Annotated in this window: 23 protein-coding genes; 13 read left to right on the top strand and 10 right to left on the bottom strand. The window is 72.9% G+C overall.

Annotated features, from left to right (window positions below; genetic code table 11):
- From D458_RS0111290 to D458_RS0111280, 3 genes are all read left to right on the top strand, one after another.
- The coding region (locus tag D458_RS0111290) for a cytochrome c oxidase subunit I (RefSeq protein ID WP_017586859.1) at positions 1–639 on the top strand (639 nt) is incomplete at its 5' end.
- Positions 640–690: 51 nt separating this feature from the next.
- Positions 691–1,053 (top strand): hypothetical protein, encoded by a 363-nt coding sequence (locus D458_RS0111285; protein ID WP_040702309.1) that lies wholly within the window; start codon positions 691–693, stop codon positions 1,051–1,053.
- A gap of 568 nt (positions 1,054–1,621) precedes the next feature.
- Complete coding sequence (locus D458_RS0111280; RefSeq protein WP_017586857.1) at positions 1,622–2,446, top strand: peptidoglycan recognition protein family protein; 825 nt, start codon at positions 1,622–1,624, stop codon at positions 2,444–2,446.
- Between the two features lie 63 nt (positions 2,447–2,509).
- Here D458_RS0111280 and D458_RS37145 read toward each other — a convergent pair whose 3' ends face one another.
- The 4 genes from D458_RS37145 to D458_RS33365 form a co-directional block, all read right to left on the bottom strand.
- Complete coding sequence (locus D458_RS37145) at positions 2,510–3,457, bottom strand: serine/threonine kinase (RefSeq protein ID WP_239647934.1); 948 nt, start codon at positions 3,455–3,457, stop codon at positions 2,510–2,512.
- Positions 3,458–3,648: 191 nt separating this feature from the next.
- The gene (locus tag D458_RS36955) at positions 3,649–3,804 is read right to left on the bottom strand and encodes a hypothetical protein (RefSeq protein ID WP_017586855.1); all 156 of its coding nucleotides are present in this window, start codon (positions 3,802–3,804) and stop codon (positions 3,649–3,651) included.
- A gap of 89 nt (positions 3,805–3,893) precedes the next feature.
- Positions 3,894–6,404, bottom strand: coding sequence for an FtsX-like permease family protein (locus D458_RS0111265; RefSeq protein ID WP_017586854.1), 2,511 nt, complete (start codon positions 6,402–6,404; stop codon positions 3,894–3,896).
- Positions 6,401–7,069 (bottom strand): ATP-binding cassette domain-containing protein, encoded by a 669-nt coding sequence (locus D458_RS33365; RefSeq protein ID WP_017586853.1) that lies wholly within the window; start codon positions 7,067–7,069, stop codon positions 6,401–6,403. Before D458_RS33365 ends, D458_RS0111265 begins: the two co-directional genes overlap by 4 nt.
- Positions 7,070–7,421: 352 nt before the next feature.
- Between D458_RS33365 and D458_RS0111255 the strand changes: the two genes are divergently transcribed.
- The 3 genes from D458_RS0111255 (at position 7,422) to D458_RS0111245 (ending at position 10,091) form a co-directional block, all read left to right on the top strand.
- Complete coding sequence (locus D458_RS0111255; RefSeq protein ID WP_017586852.1) at positions 7,422–8,666, top strand: sensor histidine kinase; 1,245 nt, start codon at positions 7,422–7,424, stop codon at positions 8,664–8,666.
- Positions 8,654–9,298, top strand: coding sequence for a response regulator transcription factor (locus D458_RS0111250; protein WP_017586851.1), 645 nt, complete (start codon positions 8,654–8,656; stop codon positions 9,296–9,298). Before D458_RS0111255 ends, D458_RS0111250 begins: the two co-directional genes overlap by 13 nt.
- Before the next feature lie 388 nt (positions 9,299–9,686).
- A complete protein-coding gene (locus D458_RS0111245) occupies positions 9,687–10,091 on the top strand; it encodes a four-helix bundle copper-binding protein (RefSeq protein ID WP_017586850.1) in 405 nt (134 codons plus the stop codon).
- A gap of 168 nt (positions 10,092–10,259) precedes the next feature.
- On the opposite strand, the gene purB is transcribed toward D458_RS0111245, so the two are convergent.
- Positions 10,260–11,690 (bottom strand): adenylosuccinate lyase, encoded by a 1,431-nt coding sequence (purB, locus tag D458_RS0111240; protein ID WP_026119196.1) that lies wholly within the window; start codon positions 11,688–11,690, stop codon positions 10,260–10,262.
- A gap of 170 nt (positions 11,691–11,860) precedes the next feature.
- Here purB and D458_RS0111235 point away from each other — a divergent pair, with 170 nt between their 5' ends.
- The 3 genes from D458_RS0111235 to D458_RS0111225 all read left to right on the top strand — a co-directional run bounded on the left by D458_RS0111235 (position 11,861) and on the right by D458_RS0111225 (position 15,052).
- The gene (locus D458_RS0111235; RefSeq protein ID WP_017586848.1) at positions 11,861–13,261 is read left to right on the top strand and encodes a sensor histidine kinase; all 1,401 of its coding nucleotides are present in this window, start codon (positions 11,861–11,863) and stop codon (positions 13,259–13,261) included.
- The gene (locus D458_RS0111230; protein WP_017586847.1) at positions 13,228–13,917 is read left to right on the top strand and encodes a response regulator; all 690 of its coding nucleotides are present in this window, start codon (positions 13,228–13,230) and stop codon (positions 13,915–13,917) included. Before D458_RS0111235 ends, D458_RS0111230 begins: the two co-directional genes overlap by 34 nt.
- 205 nt (positions 13,918–14,122) lie before the next feature.
- Positions 14,123–15,052, top strand: a complete 930-nt coding sequence (locus D458_RS0111225) for an oxygenase MpaB family protein (protein WP_017586846.1) — start codon at positions 14,123–14,125, stop codon at positions 15,050–15,052.
- A gap of 234 nt (positions 15,053–15,286) precedes the next feature.
- Here the strand turns inward: D458_RS0111225 and D458_RS0111220 are convergent, their stop codons facing one another.
- Entirely contained in the window at positions 15,287–16,384 is a 1,098-nt protein-coding gene (locus D458_RS0111220) for a pyridoxal-phosphate-dependent aminotransferase family protein (RefSeq protein ID WP_017586845.1), read from the bottom strand.
- A 213-nt stretch (positions 16,385–16,597) separates the two neighbouring features.
- Here D458_RS0111220 and D458_RS0111215 point away from each other — a divergent pair, with 213 nt between their 5' ends.
- A complete protein-coding gene (locus D458_RS0111215) occupies positions 16,598–17,149 on the top strand; it encodes a GNAT family N-acetyltransferase (protein WP_017586844.1) in 552 nt (183 codons plus the stop codon).
- Between the two features lie 290 nt (positions 17,150–17,439).
- A complete protein-coding gene (locus D458_RS0111210) occupies positions 17,440–18,933 on the top strand; it encodes an aminopeptidase P family protein (RefSeq protein ID WP_017586843.1) in 1,494 nt (497 codons plus the stop codon).
- Between the two features lie 79 nt (positions 18,934–19,012).
- On the opposite strand, the gene D458_RS0111205 is transcribed toward D458_RS0111210, so the two are convergent.
- Positions 19,013–19,438 carry a GNAT family N-acetyltransferase gene (locus D458_RS0111205; protein ID WP_026119195.1) on the bottom strand — a complete coding sequence of 142 codons (426 nt, stop codon included), beginning with the start codon at positions 19,436–19,438 and terminating at the stop codon, positions 19,013–19,015.
- A gap of 312 nt (positions 19,439–19,750) precedes the next feature.
- Between D458_RS0111205 and D458_RS0111200 the strand changes: the two genes are divergently transcribed.
- The gene (locus D458_RS0111200) at positions 19,751–20,752 is read left to right on the top strand and encodes a hypothetical protein (protein WP_026119194.1); all 1,002 of its coding nucleotides are present in this window, start codon (positions 19,751–19,753) and stop codon (positions 20,750–20,752) included.
- Here D458_RS0111200 and D458_RS36725 read toward each other — a convergent pair.
- Entirely contained in the window at positions 20,749–20,904 is a 156-nt protein-coding gene (locus D458_RS36725; RefSeq protein ID WP_160168049.1) for a hypothetical protein, read from the bottom strand. The genes D458_RS0111200 and D458_RS36725 overlap by 4 nt on opposite strands.
- A 111-nt stretch (positions 20,905–21,015) precedes the next feature.
- On the bottom strand, positions 21,016–21,897 hold the full coding sequence (locus D458_RS0111190) for a patatin-like phospholipase family protein (protein ID WP_017586839.1): 882 nt from the start codon (positions 21,895–21,897) through the stop codon (positions 21,016–21,018).
- Between the two features lie 183 nt (positions 21,898–22,080).
- On the opposite strand from D458_RS0111190, the gene D458_RS0111185 reads away from it, so the two are divergent.
- Complete coding sequence (locus D458_RS0111185; protein ID WP_017586838.1) at positions 22,081–22,548, top strand: hypothetical protein; 468 nt, start codon at positions 22,081–22,083, stop codon at positions 22,546–22,548.
- A gap of 40 nt (positions 22,549–22,588) precedes the next feature.
- On the opposite strand, the gene D458_RS0111180 is transcribed toward D458_RS0111185, so the two are convergent.
- Entirely contained in the window at positions 22,589–23,767 is a 1,179-nt protein-coding gene (locus tag D458_RS0111180) for a saccharopine dehydrogenase family protein (RefSeq protein WP_017586837.1), read from the bottom strand.
- Between the last annotated feature and the right edge of the window lie 42 nt (positions 23,768–23,809).

Here is a 23,809-nt window from a genome sequence, read left to right as displayed (position 1 = left end):
CGCGGGCAGCTCACGTTCGAGACGCCGATGCTGTTCACGATCGGCTTCCTGGTCACCTTCCTCATGGGCGGTCTGACCGGTGTGCTGCTGGCCTCGCCCCCCATCGACTTCCACGTCACCGACTCCTACTTCGTGGTGGCCCACTTCCACTACGTGGTGTTCGGCACCGTGGTGTTCGCGATGTTCGCGGGCTTCTACTTCTGGTGGCCCAAGTTCACCGGCAAGATGCTCAACGTGAAGCTGGGCAAGTTCCACTTCTGGCTGCTCTTCCTGGGCTTCCACGGCACCTTCCTGGTCCAGCACTGGCTGGGTGCGATGGTCTTCCCGCGCCGTTACGCGGACTACCTGCCCGACGACGGCTTCACGCCGCTCAACCAGATCTCCTCGGTCTCGTCGTTCGTGCTCGCGGCCTCCACGCTGATCTTCTTCTGGAACATGTACATCACCGCGAAGAAGGCGCCGCTGGTCACCGTCGACGACCCGTGGGGCTACGGCTGCTCCCTGGAGTGGGCGGCCACCTGCCCGCCGCCGCGGCACAACTTCACGTCGCTGCCGCGCATCCGTTCCGAGCGTCCGGCCTTCGACCTCAACCACCCGCACGCCGCGTCCCCGGCCGCGACCGACCCGGAACGCAACTGAGCGGACCGGTCTTCGAGAGACCCTGAGACAGAGGTAGAGGAGAACCCTGTTGTGAATGAGAGAGGCCACTGGGCAAGGACGCTCTCCCGGATCGGTCGCACGGGCGTGATCTTCTCCCTTCTCCTGTCCACTGCCGCTCTGTTGATGGTGTGGACCTGGACCGGAGGAGCCGTCTTCCTCATGGCGAGCGGAGCACCGGTCGTGGCCGTCCTCCTGATCTTCCTGGGCGGTCACCACCAAGGCGCGTTCGAAGTGGTCGGGGGGCCCTTGGACGGTGCTCGCCTGCCCCCGGAGGCGGTGGGGCCGAGTACGAAGGACCTTGTCCTGCGCACCCCCGGCGGGGGCGGCGCTCGTTACGCGGTGGCGAGTTCTCGCAGCCTTGTCTACAAGGGCCAGTCCGAAATCGAGGGCTGAGGGTGCGCCGAGGAATCGGCGAGGGAGGGCTCGCCCCCGGGGTGGCCGCGGTGGCCTGGACCTGTTCACCCGCCTGCTCTCCGCGGGCTGAGCCCCATCCGAAAAAGGCTCCGGCCACGGTGCCCCTCTCGATTCTCCAACTGCTCAGTGAGGGTGATCCGGCGACCGTCAGGCGCCGGTGCGGCGCCCGCCCTCACCGGGGCGAGGCGCGCAGGCCCGTGACGCACCTGTTGACCGACTGGACCAGGCGGGTGCGGGACCGGTTTCGTGAAGGGCACAGGGGCTCCTGACGGATCGGCTTCCCGCGGACGCGGGCGGCCGGCGACTCGCCGCGCCACTGCCCTGACCTGGGGCAGGAGACTTGGAAGTGAGGGCCCGGACCGCTGGAACCTCGTACGTCGGTTTCCTACCTCCGTACAATATTCGGCGGCATTTTTCTACGGGGGCAAGGCGTTTCGCCTCGACCGGAACCGGTCACAGAAATCACGAAGTGACCCTTTGCGCGCTGTGGGTGATGCGTGGTCTTTTGTGAATTGGCAACTACCCCCGCTAGCCACAAAGGATTGCCATGACCAACATCCCCCGGTCAGGTCTCAGCAGACGCAGCATCCTCCACGGAGCCGCCCTCGCCTCAGGAGCCATCGCCCTGGGCGGCGGCCTCGGCGCGACGAGCGCCTCCGCGCAGACAACCGACACGGACGGCGTCCGGGCGGCCCAGCCCGAGCTGTACTGGCGGGGCGCCTGGAACGCCCGCCCGCCGTCGAGCCCCATCCAGGTCCTGGCCAACGCGCCGAGCTACATCGTGGTCCACCACACCGCGACGGCCAACAGCACCAACTACTCCCTCGACCACGCCCTGGCCCTGTCCAAGTCGATCCAGAACTTCCACATGGACAGCAACGGCTGGGCGGATGCAGGGCAGCAGCTCACCATCAGCCGCGGCGGCTACGTCATGGAGGGGCGCGACCGCACCCCGGAGTCCATCGCCGCTGGCCACCACGTGGTGGGCGCGCATGTCGCCAACTACAACAGCACCGCCATCGGGATCGAGAACGAGGGCCTCTACATGACGGTGGGTCCGACCCAGGCCCTGAGGGACTCGCTGGTGGTGACCCTGGCTTGGCTGTGCAGGGCCTACGGGCTCAACCCGCACAGCGCGATCCGGGGCCACCGCGACTTCAACGCCACCGCCTGCCCCGGTGACGTCCTGTACTCGATGCTTCCCGAACTGCGCAACGCGACCGCCTCCGTGCTCACCGCCCAGGGTGTGAAGATCAGCGCGCTCCGGGAACCCACCGACGACGGCCCCACCTACCCGACCGTGCCGGACGACGAGCCGGACCACGAGTTCTACCACGGTCCGGGCAGAGGGCCGGACGACTTCACCCGCTAGTCCCAGGGGGACGCCGCCCCGTGCGGGCGGCGTCCCTCCCCGGCAGCACACGGCCGTGTCGGATCAGGCGGCACGCCAGCGGAAGCGGTCGTCCACCGCCGTGGTGGTGCACTGCATGAGCGTGCCGCTGCTGGTGTGGCCGAACTGCCAGTGCTGTGAGCAGAACGCCCCCGGATGCACGCCCGGCACGGGGTCCGGTTCGGGCTCCGGCACGGGTTCCGGATCGGGGGCCGGCGCGGGCTCGGGTTCGGGCTCAGGCTCGGGCTCCGGCTCCGGCTCGGGTTCGGGCTCGGGCTCGGGTGTGGGCTCGGGTGTGGGGCTGGGGTCGCCGATCTCCTCGGGACATTCCTCCCCGTCGGAGACCACGAAGAGCTCCACCTCGAGGCTGTCGGAGAACGGCGCCGTTCTCTCGCCCTGCTCGGGGGACTGCCCGCACACGGTGTTTCCGGCGGCGTCCTCAACCTCCGGAGCGTCCACGTCCCCGAAAGCGCTCTCGACCGCGGTCCTCAGGCCGACGCCCTCGATCCACTCACGGGCCCCGTCGACGGTCCCGTCGGTGAACCCCGGCAGTTCGGGCCACTCCTCGGTGGCGTCCCCCGCCTCGGGGCAGTCCACGCCCTCGGGTACCACGACCAGGTCGGCCGCGTCTCCCGTCACGTCCTGGCCGCACACGACCATCGCCGAGCGGGTCCACTCCACGTCCTCGCCGGTCGCGGCGAGCGCCAGGTCCCCGAGTTCGAGATCGGCCCCGTCCAACAGGTCCTGGGCGTCCGGCAGGCGCAGTCCCACCAGTTCCAGGGCCAACTCCTCGGAGGGGGACGCGGACACGGCCGCGGACTCCTCGTCCGGTGGCGCGGGCGGCAGGATCATCGCGAGAAGGACCAGCCCGACGAGCCCGAGGAAGGACATGGTGGCGCAGCCACCGCATCCCAGGCCGACCTTGGCCAGTGGGGACAGCTTCTTCCGTGTCGGTTTCGGGGGTGGCCCGGGCACGGGTGGGGGAAAGGACATACCGGCTCCGTCTCAGGTCAGGGAGAGGGCGGAGCGGGCGCCGATCACCGTGCCGCGCGATGCGGCGGACCAGAAACATAGCGGACATGCGAGCCCAGGATGGCCCATATCGCCGAATTCGACGCACCTGAATGCGTAGGGCGGCGCATCGGCGATCATCCTCACCCGGGGGCGGTCCCCGAGCCGCTGGGTCAGTCCTCGGCGGAGCGGTTCCCCGAAGCGGCCGCGCGGTCCTCGCGGCGGCGCATGGCCATGTCGGACAGGATCGCCAGGCCGAAGGCGATGATCATGGCTGCGAGTACGCCGAGAACGGTGACGGCGGTACCGAAGGAGGTCGGGTCGATCACGCTGGCTCCAGGGGTCGAGGGGTGCGCCGACACCCACAACCGTAATAGGTGTTAACTTTCAGACCCAGTGTAAGCGCAAGTGAACTGCCTCATACTCCCGTGCGCAGAGGATGCGCCCGCAGAGCGGCCACGGCCGGGGCCAGGCTCGCGACGAGACCGACGACCATGACCGTGGCCGCGACAGCCAGGCACTGCCCGACCGGCGCACCCAGGACCACGGTGTCCCCGGTCAGGGCGTATCCGGCGACCGCCAGACCGGAGGCGGCCACGGCACCGCCGACCAGGATCCCCACCGCCGCCACCGCCAGCGCCTCGACCGACACCATTCCCGCGACCTGGCTCCGAGAGGCTCCGGCCAGTCGCAACAGCGCGAAGTCGCGCGCACGCCCCGCCACGGACACGACCAGCGTGTTGGCCGCGCTCATCCCGGTGAAACCCACCAGCAGAGCGACCATCAGCAGAAGCAGCCAGCCGTCCTCCTCTCCCATCACGGCCTGCTCCGCGAGGTGGTCCGATCCGGTCAGCACCCGTGTCTCGGGCCCCGCGTCGACCGCCTCGCGCACCGCGGCCGCGGTCGCCACGGGGTCGGCGCCGGTGGCGAGCGCGACGTGGACGGCGCTGTCGGTCGAGTCGAGCATCCGCGGCGCCAGCACCTCCCCGGGCACCAGGGCCTCGGGGAAGCCGACCCCGGCCTCGTAGAGGACCGCGACCCGCGCCCGGAACCCGACACCGTCCGGGCCGGTCAGCTCCAGCACGTCCCCGGCCTTCGCCCCCGTCCGCCGCGCGGTGTCGGCGTGCAGTGCGACGGCGTCGGTCCCGAACTCCCGCCACGAACCCTCCACGCTCTCCAGACCGAAGAAGCGGGTGACGGTCTCCGGTTCGACCAGGTAGGCCGGCGCGGACACGCCCCCGATGGAGATCACCGTCCGCCGGAACCCGCCGACCGCTGCCACGCCGGGGACCCGCTCGAGGCCCCGTACGGCGCCCTCAGGAACACCGACCCCCTCCGGGCCCGACACCACCAGGTCGGCGGCGAGCAGTTCCCCCTGGGAGTGGGCGTGGGCCCGGGCCGTGGTCGTTCCCTGGAAGAGCAGCAGGAAGGAGACCGCGGTCAACACCAGGAGCGGGGTGAGCACACCCGCCACCCGGCCCTGGTTCGCCCGGGCGTCCCGCTCGGTCAGGAAGGGCACGACCCGGTGCCGGACCAGCGGTCGGACGAGCGCCAGGGACACCCGGGCCAGGAGCGGGGTGAGGAGCGCGGCACCGAACACCAGGGCCATCGCGCCGGCGAAGGCCGCCAGCACCCCGCTCCGGGTCCCGCTCAGTGCCCAGGCGCCCATCAGCAAGGCGACCGCGCCACAGCTGACCAGTGCCCCGAGCACGGTGCGCACCCCGCGGCCGCGTTCGGGCCCGGGCGCGGCGACGCGCACGGCCTCCATCGGGGTGATCCGCGCGGCGGTGCGTGCCGGTCCCCACGCCGCCGCCACGGCGACAGCCAGTGCCAGCACCCCGCCGACAGCCGGTGCCGACCACCCGATCCGGAGGGCGAACCCGGACGGCAGCACACCCATCGACCCGAACAGCCAGGCCAGCAGCAGGGCGAGGAGCGCGCCCACCGCCCACGAGAGCGCGGCCGCGACACCGCCCAGGACGACCGCCTCACCCAGAACCAGTCCGCGGACCGTCCCCGGCCCGGCTCCGGCCAGGCGGATCAGGGCGAACTCATGGGAGCGCCGGCGCACGGCCAGGGCCGTCAGGTTGAGGAGCATGATCACGGCGAGTGCCGACGCGAAGCCCGAGACGGTGGCGAGGAAACGCCCCATGCCCGACGACAGTTCGCGGTCCGTGCGGTCCAGGACGAGGGCCTCGCCGCGCTCCGTGCCGGTCAGCGCCCGCACCCCGGGGATCCGTTCCCCGACCTCCTCGGCGACCCGGTCCGGGCTCCGCTCCCCGTTCAGGTGGAGCGCGGCCAGAACCGGAGCGCCACCGTGCGCGGCGGCCTCCTCCGACGGTAGAACCACCGCCCGAGCCGGGTTCGCCTCCTGCTCGAAAACCCCGGTGACCAGGGCGGACTCGATTCCTTCCGGGGTGAGCAGCCGTGCGGTGCTCCCCGGTTCCAGCCCCGCGTCGGCCGCGGTGCGCGCGTCCACGGCCACCTCTCCCGACGCCCGGGGGAAGCGGCCCGAAGCGGGTACGAGCCCTTCGGCCTCCGCCAGCTCCACCGAGTGCCCCCACGACCGGTCGGTCCGACCGCCCAGGGTCTCCTCGGGGCCCACGACATGGACCGGGAAGGGGGCCTCGACGCCCACCCTCTCGACCCCGGCGATCCCGGCCAGCTCCTCCACGCTGTCGTGGTCCAGCCGCGCGGGTTCGGCGGACGGGGTCTCCGCGAGCGCACCGTCCTCGGGTACGGCCACGACGACGACCCCGGCGTCGGCCAGTCGCCAGGCCGCGTTCCCACCTGTCGCGGCCACGTGTTCGACCGAACCCTGGAGCGCCACGGTCGCCACCGCGAGCCCCGCGCCCGCCGCCACGGTCAGGACGGCGACGAGCAGGGAGCCGGCCCGGGCCGCGACCCCGCGCAGCACCAACGTGATCACAGGTCCCCCCAGTGGCCGACCCGGTCCAGGACCGCGGCGGGGTCGGGCGCGGTCAGTTCCTCCCCGAGCGTCCCGTCACGGAGGAACAGGACCCGGTCGGCCCGGGCCGCGCCGACGGGGTCGTGCGTGACCATGACGACCGTCTGGCCGTGCTCGGAGACCGTGCGCCGCAGCGCGTCCAGGACCCGGGCACTGGAGCGGGAGTCGAGGTTGCCGGTGGGCTCGTCCGCGAAGAGCACGCACGGCCGGTGCACCAGGGCGCGCGCCACGGCCACCCGCTGCCGCTGCCCGCCGGAGAGTTCGGCGGGCCGGTGGTCCAACCGCTCGGTCAACCCCAGGGCGCGCACGAGACCGTCCCGCCACACGGGGTCCGGCCGCAGACCCGCCAGACGCGGGCCGAGGGTGATGTTCTCTCCGGCGGTGAGGAAGGGGAGCAGGTTGAACGACTGGAACACGAAACCGAACGTGCGCGCCCGTAGCCGGGTCAGCTCCCTCTCGGGGAGCCGGACCAGGTCGCGCCCCTGCGTCAGCACCGCCCCGGAGTCGGGGCGCTCCAGTCCGGCCGCGCAGTGCAGGAAGGTGCTCTTCCCCGAGCCGGAGGGGCCCATCACCGCGGTGAACTCGCCTTTTCGGAAAACTGCGTCGACACCCCTCAGGGCGTGCACGGGACGATTCTTTCGTCCGTGGGACTTGTGCAGTCCACGTGTTTCCAGAACGACTTCCCCGTGTTTTCCGACCTCCGGTTCCGGTGGGGTCGGCGCATTCGGAGCATGCGATTGTTCGGGAATTCCTGGTCGGCCCACCGGGCTCCTCCGGACGTGTTCATCGGTTGGGGAGAAGCGGTGCTGAACTCCCGTTTCAGGGTCTCTCCGAAGTCAAACAGAAGGGGAGGGAAGGAACACTGGCCCTGACCGGAAAGGGCAGGTAGAGGAACCTCTACTTCGGAAGTGGATTTTCCTGACCCTCAGTAGGATGTCTCGCGGCCGGTCACCTCTCGAGGACGTAGGAGCACACCCGTTGAAAGTCGAGCCCCCGACGTTCTGGAGCACCGTGACGGCCCGGCCGCTGGCCGTCCTGTGCACCTCCTGGCCGTGGCGCGCCCTGTTGTACCTGACCACCTCCCTGCCGGTGGCGGTGCTCTGGTCGCTGCTGTGCTGGCCGCTGCTCCTGCTCGCGGGCCTGCCCCTCGGGGCCCTGGAACGCCGACGGCTCACCCTTCTCGAACCGGGCCCGGCCCCCACCCCGCACCTCCCCTTCCCCGGCAGGACGGGTTCCCCCGCGTGGGTGCGGGTCCGGCTGCGGGAGGTCGCGACCTGGCGCGAACTCGCCTACGGCCTGATGCTCCTGCCGCTCTCCGTGCTGGAGGCGGTGATGGTCGTCCTCCTGGTGTCCCTGCCCCTGGCCCTGCTGGCCTCGCCCGTGCTGCACCTCTTCGAGAACACGGGCCCGGAGGAGCCCGCGGGGCAGCTCGGATCCCGGATCCTGCCCGCCCTGCCCTGGGCCGCGGACCTCGTGGCCGGGCTGGTCCTGCTGGTGGTGTCGGCCTACCTGACCATGGTGCTGGCCGCGGGCCGGGCCCGGTTGACCGCGCTGGTACTCACCGGTGACCGCCAGGAGGAACTGGGCGCCCGTCTGGGGGAGACGGTCCGCTCCCGCGCCCGGCTCGCGGACGCGTTCACCGCGGAGCGCCGCCGTATCGAACGGGACCTGCACGACGGAGCCCAGCAGCGACTGACCTCGGTGATCATGCGTCTCGGCATGGCCAGGAACCTGTTCGACAGCGATCCGGACGGCGGTCGGGCCCTGGTCGACCAGGCCTACCGGGACGCCAAGACCACCCTGACCGAACTCCGTGACCTCGTCCACGGCATCCATCCGGCGACCCTCACCGAGCGGGGGCTCGCGGCCGCCCTGGAGGAGATGGCCGACACCTGCCCCGTCCCGCTCACGGTCCGCGTGAACCACACCCGAAGACCCCCGGAACCGATCGAGTCGACCGTCTACTTCTGCGCCGCCGAGGCCGTGGCCAATGCCGTCCGGCACTCCGGAGCCGACCGGATCGACCTGTCCCTGGGCCGCTCGGAACCGGACCGCCTCCTCCTCAGGGTGAGCGACGACGGGGTGGGCGGCGCCGACCCCGGGGCCGGGTCGGGGCTGACCGGACTGGCCGACCGGGCCGAGGCGCTCGGGGGACGGGTGCACCTGAACAGCCCGCCGGGCGGACCGACGACAGTGGAGGTGGAGATCCCTTGCGGATCGTGATCGCGGAGGACTCGGCCCTGCTCCGGCAAGGACTGGAACAGCTCATCTCCATGAGCGGACACGAGGTGGTGGCGAGCGTGGCGGACGCGCCGGGGCTGGTGGCGGCGGTCGCCGAACACCGGCCCGACGTGGCCGTCACCGACGTGCGGATGCCGCCGCACAACACCGACGACGGCCTCCGGGCCGCACTGGAGGTCACCAGGACCCACCCCGGGGTGGGGATACTCGTCCTGTCCCAGTACGTGGTGCGCCGCGCGGCCGCCGACCTCATGGAGAGCGCGACCGCCGGGGTCGGGTACCTGCTCAAGGACCGGGTCAGCGACGTCGGTGAGCTGGTCACCACCCTGGAGCGGGTGGGGTCGGGAGGAACGGTCGTCGACCCCGAGGTGGTGCGCAGGCTGCTGGGCAGCCAGCGCAACCGGTCGGCGCTCGAACTCCTGAGCCCACGGGAGCGCGAGGTCCTTGCCCTCATGGCCCAGGGGCGCTCGAACGCGGCCATCGGCGACCACCTGTTCATCTCCGAGGCCGCGGTGGCCAAGAACATCAGCGGTATCTTCACCAAGCTGGACCTGCCGGTGACCTCGGGGGACAACCGCAGGGTCCTGGCCGTCCTCGCCTACCTCGGGATCTAGGCACTGTGCGGCACCGGCCGCCGTCTCCGGTCCCGGCCAACCCCGGACAGGGCAGGGAACGCCCCTCGGTACCGGGGACGGTACGTATGAGAAGGGCGTGCGCCGGGTAGGCGCGTGAGTACATCCCCCGGCCCGGCACCCGCGCTGACGTGCGAAGGGCGGTGCCGGACATGGGGAACGCGTTCCTCAGCGGCAGTGGGCGGCCGGCACCGGGGGAGGCCACGGCGTCCGGTGCGTGCCCGCCCGGGACGGCCGCGGCTTCGAACCGGCCGGGGCCCTCACCCCGGGTGTGGACGGCGTCGGCGACGCCGACCGGGGACGGGGGCCGGTTGAAGGGCCTCCTCCCCACTCGGACGCGACAACGGAGACCAGACAGGAGGCAGAGGCCATGAGCGTGATCGGACAGATGCTGTACGCCCACCCCGACGACCCGGAGGGGGTGGGGGAGAAGGTACGCGCGGTGGTGGAGGCGTCCGGGCTCTGCGCGCAGGTGTGCGTGGTGTGCGCGGACGCCTGCATGCGCGAGGAGGACGCGGCCGAACTGATCTCCTGCGCCCGTTCCGACCTGGACTGCGCCGACGTCTGCGCTGCCACCCAGCGGATCCTGGTGCGGCGGACCGCCGAGGAGGACGAGTTCGTCACGTCGGTCCTCGAGGCGTGCGCCCGGGCCTGCGACAGGTGCGCCGCGGAGTGTGAGGAGCACGCGGAACACCACGAGCACTGCCGGGTCTGCGCCCAGGCGTGCCGGGAGTGCGCCCGGGCGTGCCGGGACCTGGTCCTCGCCCTCGTGTGAGGAGGGCGTTCGGCCGAGCGCTCGCGGGCGTCCGCCGGTACCGGCTCCGGTGAGGAGGCCTCGCCCGGGGCCGGCCCCGTCGGGAGCCCGCCCCGGGAACCGGCCCGACCCGTCGGGCGAAGGGCCCAGGCCTCCCGCTCGGAGCGGGAGGCCTGGGCCCTGGGAGTCCTACAGGATCGAGCCCGGGGTGTAGGCGGCGGCCTCCGGGCGGGCCGAGGTGATGCCCTCGATCCGCGCCACCACCGCGGCCACCTGGTCGGCGGCGGCACCGGTGAAGGTGATCCGGTCGGCCAGCAGCGCGTCCAGGGCCGCGCGGTCCAGCGGGAAGCGCTCGTCGGCGGCCAGCCGGTCCAGCAGCTGGTTGCCCACGCCCTCCTGGCGCATGGCCAGGGCCGAGCCCACGGCGTGCTCCTTGATGAGCTCGTGCGCGGTCTCACGGCCCACACCGGCGCGCACCGCGGCCATCAGCATCTTGGTGGTGGCCAGGAACGGCAGGTAGCGGTCCAGCTCGGCCGAGACCACCGCGGGGAAGGCGCCGAACTCGTCCAGCACCGTCAGCATGGTCTCCACGAGGCCGTCGAAGGCGAAGAACGCGTCCGGCAGCGCCACCCGGCGCACGACCGAGCACGACACGTCGCCCTCGTTCCACTGGTCGCCCGCCAGCTCACCGGCCATGGACGCGTAACCGCGCAGGATGACCGTGAGGCCGTTGACCCGCTCGCAGGAGCGCGTGTTCATCTTGTGCGGCATCGCGGACGAGCCGACCTGGCCCTCGGCGAAGCCCTCGGTGACCAGCTCGTGCCCGGCCATCAGACGGATCGTCTTGGCCAGCGAGGACGGGCCGGCGGCCAGCTGCACCAGGGCGGTGAGCACCTCGAAGTCCAGCGAACGCGGGTACACCTGGCCCACGCTGGTGAACCGGTGCTCGAAGCCCAGGTGGCCGGCGACCTCGTTCTCCAGGGTGTCCAGCGCCGCACGGTCGCCGCCGAGCAGGTCCAGCATGTCCTGGGCGGTGCCCACCGGGCCCTTGATCCCGCGCAGCGGGTACCGGGCGATCAGCTCCTCCAGGCGGCCGTGGGCCACCAGCACCTCGTCGGCGATCGACGCGAAACGCTTGCCCAGGGTCGTGGCCTGCGCGGCCACGTTGTGGGAGCGGCCCGCCATGACCGTCTCGCCGTACTCGGCGGACAGCCGGCCGAGCCGCGCCAGCAGCGCCACCACACGGTCGCGCACCAGCAGAAGGCTGTCCCGGACCTGGAGCTGCTCGACGTTCTCGGTGAGGTCGCGCGAGGTCATGCCCTTGTGGACGTGCTCGTGTCCGGCGAGGGCGTTGAACTCCTCGATCCGGGCCTTGACGTCGTGCCGGGTGACCCGCTCGCGTTCGGCGATGGAGGCCAGGTCGACCTGTTCGAGGACCTTCTCGTAGTCCTCCACCACACCGGAGGGAACGTCCACGCCCAGACGCGCCTGGGCGCGCAGCACGGCCAACCACAGCCGCCTCTCGGCGACCACCTTGTACTCGGGGGACCACAGCCGGGTCAGCTCCGCGGACGCGTAGCGGGCGGCAAGGACATCGGGGATCACAGGTTTCGCGCTCACGTCGTGTCACTCTATCGCCCTGAGCTGGGGCGGGCGCGCGGCGGCCCACCGGCAACCCCGCGGCGGCCCCGGGTGGCCTGGCCCCATCACCCGGGTAGGGCCGTCCCTACCGCGAAGTGGCGGGCCCGGCGGATGTCCCCGTCCGGGTCCGGCGTCCTAGCGTTGGGTACATGAACACGCGGAACGTCCCGAGAAGGGGACCTGGCACCCTGCGCCAGGCCCTCGCCGGCCCCAGGTACCTGCTCACGTCCTGGCCCTGGCGGTCCCTGGCCTACACACTGACCACCCTGGTCGTCGGTGGCGTCCTGTTCTTCGTGGCCCTTCCCGTGTACGCGCCCTGGACGGTCTTCGTCGCGATGGTGGGCCAGGGCCACTCCACCGGCGAGCTGACGGTCACGTTCCTCTCCGGTCTGTTCACGGTGGTGTTCTTCGCCCCGCTCGTAGCCATCCCCCTGGGCGCCCTGGAGCGCCGCCGCCTGCACCTGGTCATGCCCGACGAGAACAGCAGCGGGCACCGCGCCCCACCGGCTGGCCTGTGGGGCTGGGCCCGCACCCGCTACTCCGAGGCCGCCACCTGGCGCGAGGTCGCCTACGCCGTGGTCATGTTCCCGATCTTCGGCCTGGCCTTCCTCGTGGTGGTAGCCCTGGCGACCGCGACGATCGTCCTCGCGATCAGCCCCCTCCTGCTGTTCAACGAGAACGAGCCCGCGATCTCCATGGGCTGGACCACCCTCACCACCCCGCTCGAGGCGATGCCCTACGCCCTGGTCTCCCCGCTCACGGCCGCACTGCTCCTCTACGCCTGCGGGCTGATGTCCTACGGCCACGGCGTCATCGCCCGCGCCCTCCTGGTCGGCCCGCCCAAGGAGGAGCTGCGGGCCGAGCTCGACCAGGTCACCGAGTCCCGGGCCCGCCTGGTCAACGCCTTCGAGTACGAGCGCCGCAGGATCGAACGCGACCTGCACGACGGCGCCCAGCAGCGGCTCGTGGCGCTCAGCATGGACCTGGGCATGGCCCGTATCGACCTGGAGGAGGGATCCCCGGCCGACCAGAGGGTCGTCGCCGCCCAGGCCAAGGCCGACGAGCTCATCGACGAGCTCCGTGAGCTGGTGCGCGGCATCCACCCGCGCGTCCTCACCGACCGGGGGCTGCACGACGCCCTGCAGGAGCTGGCCGACCACTGCCCCGTCCCCGTCACCGTGGAGACCGCGATCCCGAACCGGCTGCCCCCGCACGTGGAGGGCACCGCCTACTTCGTGGTCGCCGAGGCGCTGACCAACGTCTACAAGCACGCCGGGGCCACCGCCGTGACCGTGCGCGCCCACCTCGCCCCCGGCGACCTCAGGGCGCTCGGGGCGGCGCAGGAGACCACCACGGCCATCCTCACGGTGGAGGTCACCGACAACGGGGTCGGCGGGGCCGACCAGCGCAAGGGCAGCGGGCTGACCGGCCTCTCGGACCGGGTGGCCGTGATGGGCGGGACAATGGGGCTCACGAGCCCCGAAGGCGGGCCGACCCGAATCCGAGTGGAGCTGCCGTGCGGACCGATTCCCACGAACCCGACGCCGTGACCCCCGTACCGACCGTGCTCGCGGAGGACGGCGTGCTGCTGCGCGAAGGCCTGGCGGGTGTGCTGGAGCGCTTCGGGTTCCCGGTGGTCGCCGCGGTGGAGGACGGCGAGGCCCTGGTGGCGGCCGTCACCGAGCACCGCCCCGGCCTGGTCGTCACCGACATCCGCATGCCCCCGGACTTCACCGACGAGGGCCTGCGGGCCGCCGTGCGCCTGCGGCAGGAGAACCCCGGGCTGGCCGTGGTGGCGCTCAGCCAGTACGTGGAGCTCAGCTACGCCACCGACCTGCTCGACTCCGGGGACGGCAAGGGTGTGGGCTACCTGCTCAAGCAGCGGGTGGGCGACGTCCGGGAGTTCGCCTCGGTGCTGCGCAGGGTCGTGGAGGGCGCCACCTTCGTGGACCCCGAGGTCGTCCGGCAGCTGCTGCGCCGCAGCGCGGACCCGCTCGAACGGCTCACCGCCCGGGAGCGCCAGGTCCTGGAACTCATGGCCGAGGGCCACTCCAACGGCGCCATCGCACGCAAGCTGGTGGTCAGCGACGCGGCCGTGGGCAAGCACGTGGGCAACATCCTGGCCAAGCTCGACCTGCCGCCCGACGACGACGTGCACCGCCGCGTCCAGGCCGTGCTCGCCTACCTGCGTACCCAGAGCACCTGAGGCCGGGGCACCTGCGGACCGGAGTACCTGCGGCCGGAGCATGTGCGGACCGGTCCGCGCCGTGCCGGACCCGTGCCGGACCCGTGCCGGACTCCCGCTGTCGCTGTCCCGCCGTCGGGAGTCCGCCTTCGGCAGCCCCCGAAAGCCCTCCCCGGAAGGCGGACGTATCGTGGGGATCCCCCCACGCAACCCCGGAGGAGACAGGATGCAACCGACGGTCGCGGCCCCCGAGAGCGTCACCTGGAGAGTGCACCTGGACCGGGCGATGTGGGTGGCGGGCGTACGCGCCCTGATGCTCCAGGCCCTCCACCCGATCGCCATGCAGGGGATCTGGCAGCGCTCCGACTTCCGCTCCGACCCCACCGGACGCCTGCTGCGCACCGCCCACTTCGTGGCGGTCACCACCTACGGCAGCCTGGCCGAGGCCGACACCCTCGGCGAGCACATCCGCCGCGTCCACCGCTCCCTGAGCTTCACGGACCCCGCCACCGGCAACCTCCACCGGGTCGACCAGCACGACCTGCTCGTGTGGGTGCACTGCGCCGAGGTCTCCTCCTACCTGGAGACCTGCCAGCGGGCCGGGCTCGGACTCAGCGACGCCGACCTGGACCGCTACCTCGACGAACAGGCGCACACCGCGACCTACGTCGGCCTGGCACCCGGTGACGTCCCCCGCAACGTCGCCGACATGCGCCGCTACCTGGCCGCGGTCCGGCCGAGCCTGCGGGCGACCCCCGAGGCCCGTCAGGCGGTCCGGTTCCTGCTGTGGCCCAAGGTCCCCGAACACCTGGCCTGGCTGGCGCCGCTCAAACCGCTCTGGTTCCCGGTGGGCGCCCTGTCCTACGCCACCCTGCCCGCGTGGGCGCGCCGGGCCTACGGGATGCTCCCGGAGGTTCCCGGGGCCGACGCGGCGGCCACCGCGGGCCTGCGGGCGCTGCGCTCGGGACTCAACCGGGTGCCCGAGCGCTACTACAACCTGATCTTCGACGAGGCCACCGTGCGCAGCGCGAACGAGGCCAGGGAGCGCCTGCTCGCGGCCGGGTACCAGGTCGAGAACGAGTCCCGCAGCCTGCGCTCCCTCACCACCTTCCGCTCCCCGCGGATCCCGGGCCCGCGGACCCCCGCCGAGGCCTGACCGGGCCCGCCCCGGGGAGGGCCTGTCCACCACGGCCCGGTGGAGGCGTGTGGCCACGGCTCGCGGGGCCCTCGGAGGTCAGGACAGCACAGGCGGGCGAACCGCCGGCGCGGACCGGTCCCGCACCCCCTCGTGAACACCGGGGGCGGGGCGCCGGGGTCGGGAAACGCCGGGGCCGGGCGGGACGTCCCGCCCGGCCCCGGCCCGGGATCGTGCTGAGTCAGCTCTCGGGAATCAGCGGTCCAGGACGCGGCGCAGCGCGGCCAGCACCAGCTCGGCGCGGTCCAGGCGGGCGTTGTGGCCCATCAGGCCGATCCGCCACACCGTCGCCGCGTAAGGGCCGACCCCGGCGCCGATCTCCAGGCCGTAGTCGCGCAGCAGCCGCTCACGCACCTTGCCCGAGTCCACACCCTCCGGCACGCGCACCGACGTCAGTTGCGACAGCCGGTGGCCCTCGGCGGCGAACAGCTCCAGCCCCATCTCCAGCAGGCCCTCGCGCAGCCGTGCGCCGGCCGCCTCGTGGCGGGCCGCCACGGCGTCGACGCCCTCCTCCTCGATCCGGGCCAGTGCCGCGTCGAGCGAGGCGACCATCGCGGTCGGGGCGGTGTGGTGGTAGGCGCGTCCGCCCGGGCCGCCGCGCACGTAGGCGCCGAGCAGGCCGAGGTCGACGTACCACACGGGCGGGGCCTGGACCCGGCGCTCCCAGGCCCGCTCGGAGAAGGTGAAGGGCGCCAGCCCCGGCGCCACGCCCAGGCACTTCTGCGTGCCGGAGTAGGCGATGTCCACCTGCCACTCGTCCAGGGCCATCGGCATGCCGCCCAGCGAGGTGACGCAGTCGGCCAGCAGCAGGGTGTCGTCGGAACGCTCCCGCAGGGCGCGCCCCAGGGCGCCGATGTCGCTGACCGCACCGGTGGAGGTCTCCGCGTGCACGGCCGCGACGATCCTGGGCCCGGGGTGGGCGTCCAGGACGCGCTGGACGTCCACGGGCCGACCCCACTCGTGGTCCACCCGGACCACCTCGGCGCCGTAGCGCCCGGCCACCTCGCACATCCGTTCGCCGAACAGCCCGTTGACCGCCACGACCACCACGTCACCGCTGCGCACGGTGTTGGCGAAGGCGGTCTCCATCCCGAGGGAGCCGGTGCCGGACAGCGGCAGTGTGAGCGGGTTCTCGGTGCCCCACAGGGAACGCAGCCGTTCACAGGTGCGTTCCAGCATGGTGATGAACTCGGGGTCCAGGTGACCCAGCAGGGGCGCGGCCAGGCCCAGAGTGGCTTCCGGGTACGGATTGCTCGGGCCCGGGCCCAGCAGGGTGCGTTCGCTGACTGACATGGTCGAACACTAGCCGGAACTCCGTGACACGGGCGAAACCGGGGTGTCGTGTGAGCCGGTGCGCCCCGGGGTGCGAGCGGGCGTCCGGAAGTGCCGGGGAGCGCCCGGACGCCCGGGACGGGGCGCGTCCCGGGCACGGCCGGGGCGCGGGACGGGCGGGTTCGTGACGGGCCGTAGTATTCCGGCGGACCAGACGCGTGGGAGAGGACACCGATGACCGAGACCAGCACCAGGGTGGGCGCCGGGGGCGACAGCACCGCCGCGGACGACGGCGCTGTGCACATGCTGCGGGTGGCCCACGACGACCCCCGGGTGGACGGACTGCTCGCCGGGCTCCTGGAGGAGTACACCGAGCGCTACGGGGCCGAGGGCGCCGGGAACGAGCTCAGCCGCTACCCGGTCACCGAGTTCGTCGCCCCGCACGGCTGCCTGGTCCTGGCCGAACTCGACGGCGAGGTGGTCGCCGGCGGAGCCCTGCGCCCCTACCGCGAGGACCGGGCGAGCGAGGCCGACACCGTCGAGTTCAAGCGCGTCTGGACCTCCTCGCGGCACCGGCGGCGCGGTCTGGGCCGACAGATCATGGCCGCCCTGGAGGAGGCCGCGCGTGACCTCGGCTACACCCGGGTCATGCTGTTCACCGGGCCCGCCCAGCCCGAGGCGGTCGCCCTGTACGAACGGATCGGCTACCGGCGGGTGGACCCGGCCGCCGTCGAGGACCTCCCGTACCCGAAGGCGATCCCCTTCGCCCACGACCTGACGGCCTAGCCCAGCCGCACCCGGGTTCGCCTCCGCGCCCTCGCCCGCCCCGGCGCCCGGACCCGGGCGCCGGGTTCTCCGGTGTCACCGCGAACCGCTGCCGGACCACCCCGGGTCGGCTCCGTCCCAGGCCACAGCGGTGCGCGGGCATTTCGCGGCGGCCCCGGACGTTATGGGGAGCGCTATGTCCCGGCAGAGGACAGGGCGGCGGACTCCCCCGTACGATGAACGCAGGAGCGGCCGCCACCAGCGGCCACCGGTCCCCTGCACCCTTGAGACGAACTCTGGAGAGTCACAACGTGAGCGAGCAGCAGCGCCCCGAGGCCCCGACGAACGCCCCCGTGTTCAGTCCGCGAAAGAACGGCCAGGCGCAGTCGGTCTCCGACGAGCTCGCCGCGTGGATGAGCACCGGTTGGGCCGACACCGAGCTGCGCGACCTGGAGCCGGTCGAGCAGGCCGAGCACACCGCCCGCCGCCGCGCCGCGCTCAGTGCCGCCTTCCCCGGTGACCGCCTGGTCATCCCCTCCGGTCAGCTCCTGACCCGCTCCAACGACACCGAGTACCCCTTCCGCGCCGCCAGCGACTACGCCTACCTCACCGGTGACACCACCGACGGCAACTGCCTGGTGCTCACCCCCCGGGCCGACGGCGGCCACGACGTGGTCCTCTACCTCAAGCCGCGCTCCGACCGCGACAACGGCGAGTTCTGGCTCGGCGGTTACGGCGAGCTGTGGACCGGCCGCCGCAACAGCCTCGGCGAGGCCTCCGACCTGCTGGGCGTGCCCACCGCCGACGTGCGCACGCTGCCCGGGGCCCTGCGCGCCGACGCCTCCGTCACCACCCGCATCGTGCGCGGCCACGACGCCGAACTCGACGCCCTGGTGGACGAGCTGCGCGCCGACGCCGACAGCGAGGCCCGCGCCAAGTCCGCCCAGCTGGACGAGGACCTCGGCATCGAGCTGGCCGACCACCGCCTGGTCAAGGACGAGTGGGAGATCGCGCAGCTCCAGCTGGCCGTCGACGCCACCGTGCGCGGTTTCGCCGACGTCGCCAAGGCGCTGCCGCAGGCCAAGGACACCTCCGAGCGCTTCGTCGAGGGCACCTTCTTCCTGCGGGCCCGCGTGGAGGGCAACGACGTCGGCTACGGCACCATCGCCGCCTCCGGCGCCAACGCCACCACCCTGCACTGGACCCGCAACGACGGCCCGGTCCGCGAGGGCGACCTGCTCCTGCTGGACGCCGGTGTGGAGACCACCTCCCTCTACACCGCCGACATCACCCGCACCATGCCGGTCTCGGGCACCTTCACCGACCTCCAGCGCAAGGTCTACGACCTGGTGTACGAGGCCCAGGAGGCCGGGATCGCCGCCGTGGCGCCCGGCAAGCCCTTCACCGCCTTCCACGAGGCCTCCCAGCGCACCCTCGCCGAGGGCCTGGTCGAGTGGGGCCTGCTGGAGGGTCCGGTCGACCGCGTCCTGGAACTGGGCCTGCAGCGCCGCTACACCCTGCACGGCACCGGCCACATGCTCGGCCTGGACGTGCACGACTGCGCGGTCTCCCGCCAGGAGGCCCACCTGTACGGCGAGCTGAAGCCGGGTATGGTGCTCACGGTCGAGCCGGGCCTGTACTTCCAGCCCGACGACCTCACCGTCCCCGAGGAGCTGCGCGGCATCGGCGTGCGCATCGAGGACGACGTGCTGGTCACCGAGGAGGGCCGCACGGTGATGTCGGCCGGTCTGCCGCGTTCGTCCGCCGACGTCGAGGCCTGGCTGGCCGAACGCCTTCCGCGCTAGGCCCTGTCCTCGCGAACGCCGCGGGCCGCCTCCCCTCGGGAAGGCGGCCCGCGGCGTTCGCCGGGCCGTACCGCGGGCCTCAGCCGAACCTGACGAACGAACGCAGCGGCGGGGCGTGGTCGTGGACCTCCACGAACCCCATGCTCTGGTAGAAGGTGTCCTGCCGGTCCTCGTCGTCGGTGACCAGCGCCCGCTGGCGGACCCCGGGGTACTCCGCGAACAGCGCGTCCAGCAGCCGGCGGCCCACCCCGCGGCGCTGTTCGCTCGGGTGGACCAGCACGTCCTGGAGATAGACGATCGTGGCGCCGTCGGAGATCGACCGGGCCAGTCCCACGAGCTCACCCTCCCGTCGGGCGCTCACCAGACGGTGCGACCCGGCCAGTGCCCGCAGGAGCACCTCCGGGGACTCGGTGTAGGCGCTCCACCCCACCGACCGGTACAGGGCGAGCACCTCCTCGCGCTCCAGTTCGTCCGCCGCACACACCGTCACCCGGAACTCCGACACGTATACACCCCTGTCGCCGTTGAGCACTGTCCGGGGAGTCTGCCACGCCGAGCCCGGTTTCGGTGAGCCCCGCGAGAACAGCTTTCCTGCTCCGAGGTGAACAGGACAGACCGCGAAAGACGCGCTTTCCCCGGGCACGCCGACCTGTTTCGGATACTGTCGCAGGTCATGGCACCGGCAGGAAGGGCGGTTCACCGGGCCTGACCGCCGGGCGGCCCCGCCGATCCGGGGGCGGCCCCTTCCGGCACCCGCTACGGTTTTGTGGCGGACAGTACGTACGAAAGATTCTGCAGAACCGGGGGAGGTCCACTCGTGCGCGCGGAACGGCTGTGGCGCAGGGGGTTGAGGTTTCCGCGCCTGTTCCTGGCGGAGCGGACGGTTCTCGTGCACGGCGACATCGACCCGAACCCGGACCCCAGGAAGTCGCGTTACGAGGCCCGGGCCTTCGACACCCGCTCACTGCGCCCCCTGGGCACGGCCTTCGAGGTGCAGGGGCCGGTCCACCTGGCGCGGGCGCCCGAGGGGGAGGACTGGCCGGGAACGGTCCTGGTCCAGGCCTCGCGCCGCTCGGTGACGGTGCGCGATCCGCGTACCGGCAGCCCGCTGCTGGAGACCGACCTGGCCGAGCCGGGGGAGCTGTGGCCCGACGACGTCGCGCTGCGCGTCCTGGACAAGGAGGCGGTCGTCTTCCTCTTCGGTGAGGACGGTGACGGCGGCACCCGCTGGTGGGCGGTGGACCCGCGCACAGGGGCGACCGTGCCCGACCTCGCCGACTCCAGGCCCGGCCACGAGGCCCGGGGCGAACGGATGTCCTTCGCCGGGGACTTCCTGGTCGCCCCCGGCCAGGACCCGGGCTTCGATCCGGTGATCCTCGCCGACTACGAGCACCCCCGCGAACGCGTGTACCGGCTGGAGGACGGCGAATACCTCGGCGAGGTGGAGAGCCACGCCGACTCCGAGACCGTGGCCGCCCACGTCGGCGGCCGCCCCCTACTGGCGGTGGCCGGGCGTATCCACTCCCTGCCCGACCTCGAACTGGTCGCCGAACTCGGCGGCCCGCGCACCCTGGTGTCCCTGGTCGAGTGGGACGGCGAGGCCGTCGCCGTCTACCAGGAGGAGGACGCCCGCCCCGGCGGTCTGGGCTCCTGGTACCTGGACCGGCTGCGCGTGCGCTACCTGGACCGCCCCGGACAGCCGGTCGTCGAGATCCCCGAAACCTGGCCGGGCGAGCTGGAGGACCTGGTCGCCGCCCCGGACCGCGTGGTCGTCCTGGCCACCACGGAAGGCGTCTACGCCCTCCACGTGAGGGTCTAGGCCCGGGGCAGGCCCGGCTCCCGCGCACGGCCGCGCAGGCGCCCGGCGGCATGGGCGCGGCCGGTGCCAGCCGCAGCGTCGGCTTCCTCGAAGCGCACTTCCTCCCCGGCGACCAGCCGGGGCAGCAGCTCGAGGGCTGCGTCGGTGGCCATGCCGCCCACCCTGGTACTTCAATATTGGTTGAGGTCAAGGAGGGGCTGAGGACGGTTCGCGTCCGCGCCCCGGCAGCACGGACAGCGCCCGCCGGAGCGGGGGTACCCGCGTCAGGCCACGACCCCGGCCAGGTAGCCGAGCGAGGCCTCGTAGGCCCGGTCGATCCTCCGGTGGACGGTGTCCATCCGGCGGAAGGCCAGCGGTCTGTCGTCACCCTCCAACGAACCCCCGCTGGGCAGCACGTGCAACCGGACCCCCTCCGGCAGTGTCGCCAGGTCCCGGGCGAAGCGGTGGCGCCGGGCGATCTCGAAGGCCACCCGCGCCGTCGCCAGCGCACTGGCCGGCACCGCCAGGGGCTCCTCCACCCGCCCGACCTGCAACACGTACACGGTGCCCGCACCCGCCCGCACCGCCGCTTCGATGGGGATGGAGTTGACGATCCCGCCGTCCATGAAGTGCTCGCCGCCGATCCGGGTGGGCGGCAGCAGGCCCGGGACCGACGCCGAGGCCAGGACCGCCTCGATCAGCGGCCCGGTGGAGAACCAGTGCTCGGCGGCGCGCTCGATGCTGGCCGCCACCACCCGCAGCGGTACCGCCAGGTCCTCGAACACGGGGTCGGGGCCCAGCGCCGCCACGAGCAGGCGGCGCAGCGGTTCGGGCGAGATCAGGTGGGTACGGGTCGTCACCAGCCGGTGCAGCTGGCGGGTCACGGCGTCCCCGAACACCGCGTTCGCGTCCTCGGACGTCCAGGTCCGGGTCAGCTGCTCCACCGCCGCCATCGTGGGATCGGAGGCCAGCACCGCCCCGTTGATCGCACCGATGGACGTCCCCACCACCAGGTCCGGAGTGATCCCCGCCTCCAGCAGGGCTCGGATCATGCCCACCTCGACGGCCCCGCGCACCCCGCCCCCGCCGAGGACGAAGGCCACCGGGCCCGGAACGCCGTGTCCGCCGGCGGAGCCGCTGTCGAAGATGCCGGGAGAGTCTGTCACCGGCCCAGTCTAGGAACCCGGGCCCGGAAAGCCAGGGGATCCGGCGCCGGGAGCGCTGTGAGGAAGAGCCGGAACCGGCCACCCGGAACGGGAACTTCCGGCGCGCCGCCGTGACGGGGGAGGAAGCGGGCCGGTCCGGGTAGGACACTGGACCTGACCGGTCCGACCCAGGGAGAGAGCGCCATGAACAGACCCAGCACCTCGACCGCGGCCCGGGCGATCCTGCTCGGACTCGCCGTCGGCTCCCGGAGCACCCTGGGCGTGGCCGCGCCCCTGTGGGCCCGGGCACGCGCCCGGGGGAGCACCCCGGCACGGTACGCCGTCGCCCTGGCCGTCTCCGGCGAGATCACGGCCGACAAACTCCCGATCGCCCCGAGCCGCCTGGCGGGCCCGGGGGCGGCGGTCCGCGTGTTGGCGGGCGGTCTGGGCGGCGCCCTCCTGGCTCGGGGGTTCGGCCAGCCGGTGCCGGCCACAGCGGGGATCTCGGGGGCCGCCGCGCTCCTGGGCGCTGCCGCCGGGGTCCGCTGGCGGGCCCTGTGGGGCACCGGGCGCGCGGCCTGGATGGGCGCCGTCCTGGAGGACGCGGCGGCGATCGGCATGGCCCGGGCGTCCTGCGCGGGGTGGCCCGAGACCCGACCCGCACGGGGCTGAGGGCGCTCCGGGAACCACCCCGAACGGGAACGAGGGCGGGTCAGTCCTCGACGGTGCGCAGGACCTCGAAGTCCACACCGGCCCGGGGCAGGCGCCGGATGAGCGCCTCACCCATGGCCACGGCCGTGGTCACCTGCCCGGAGGTCGGCGGCAGGTCGTCCTGCCACAGGCACAGCGCCGACTCCGCGAGCATCCCCGAGGTCGCCCCGTAGCCCGGCTCGCCCCCGGAGACCCGGGTGTGCACGCGGCGGCCGCCGCCCGACCCGGCGAAGTGCACGGTGAACCACCCGTTGGCGAGCTGCTCCTCGGTGGGGCCCGCACCCGGCGGACGCAGCGACAGCAGACGCTCGCGCAACGGCGGTACCTGGGCCGCCGCCATCACCCCGGCCATGCCGCCCACCGTGCCCACCGCGCTGCTCAGCTTCCGGAAGGCCGCGTAGTGGCCGTAGGAGAAGTCGGGCCCGTACCGCTCCAGTGCGGCCGCCGACCTGACCACCACCTGCGGGTCGAGGGTGGGCAGCGGGACCGTCCACCCCCGGGCCAGCCGGGTGCGCGGGCGGCCGCGCGAGTCGACCCGCACCCGGCGCCCCTCGGGCTCGCCCTCCAGCGCCCGCCGCTCCCGGGCCGCCGCCCGCGTGCCCGCCGTGTCGGAGAGGACGCCCACGGCCGAGTGCAGGGTGCCGCCGGAGACGTTGCCCTGCGCCCGTACGAAGCCCTCCACGTGCAGGGGGACCCCCTCGGGCAGCTGCTCGACGGTGAACAGCGCGCCGAGGTCGTGCGGGATCGAGTCGAAGCCGCAGGCGTGCACGAGCCGGGCCCCGGTGCGCACCGCGGTCTCGTGGTGCCTGACGTACATGCGGTCCACGAACGCGGACTCGCCGCACAGGTCCACGTAGTCGGTGCCCTCCGCCGCGCAGGCGGCCACCAGCGGCTCGCCGTACTCGCTGTAGGGGCCCACCGTGGTGATGACCACCCGGGCCGATGCGGCGAGGTTGCGGATCGAGGGGGCGTCGTCGGCGTCGGCCAACAGGATCTCGGGGAGCGGCCGGTCCGGGTCGATCTCGGCCAGCTCGGCGCGCACCGCCTCGAGCTTGTCCCGGTCCCGTCCGGCCAGCGCCCACCGGAGTTCGCGCGGGGCGTTCGTGGCCAGGTACTCGGCGGTCAGCGCCCCCGTGTACCCGGTCGCGCCGAACAGGACGATGTCATGACCGCGTTCCAAGATGGTCCAACCTTCCAGAGTCGCTCCGTACGCCGCTCACAG

This window comes from Nocardiopsis ganjiahuensis DSM 45031 (assembly GCF_000341085.1).
Lineage (GTDB): Bacteria > Actinomycetota > Actinomycetes > Streptosporangiales > Streptosporangiaceae > Nocardiopsis > Nocardiopsis ganjiahuensis.
The sequence above is the reverse complement of the archived record's forward strand: the minus strand, read 5'-3'. Positions and strand labels throughout refer to the sequence as shown.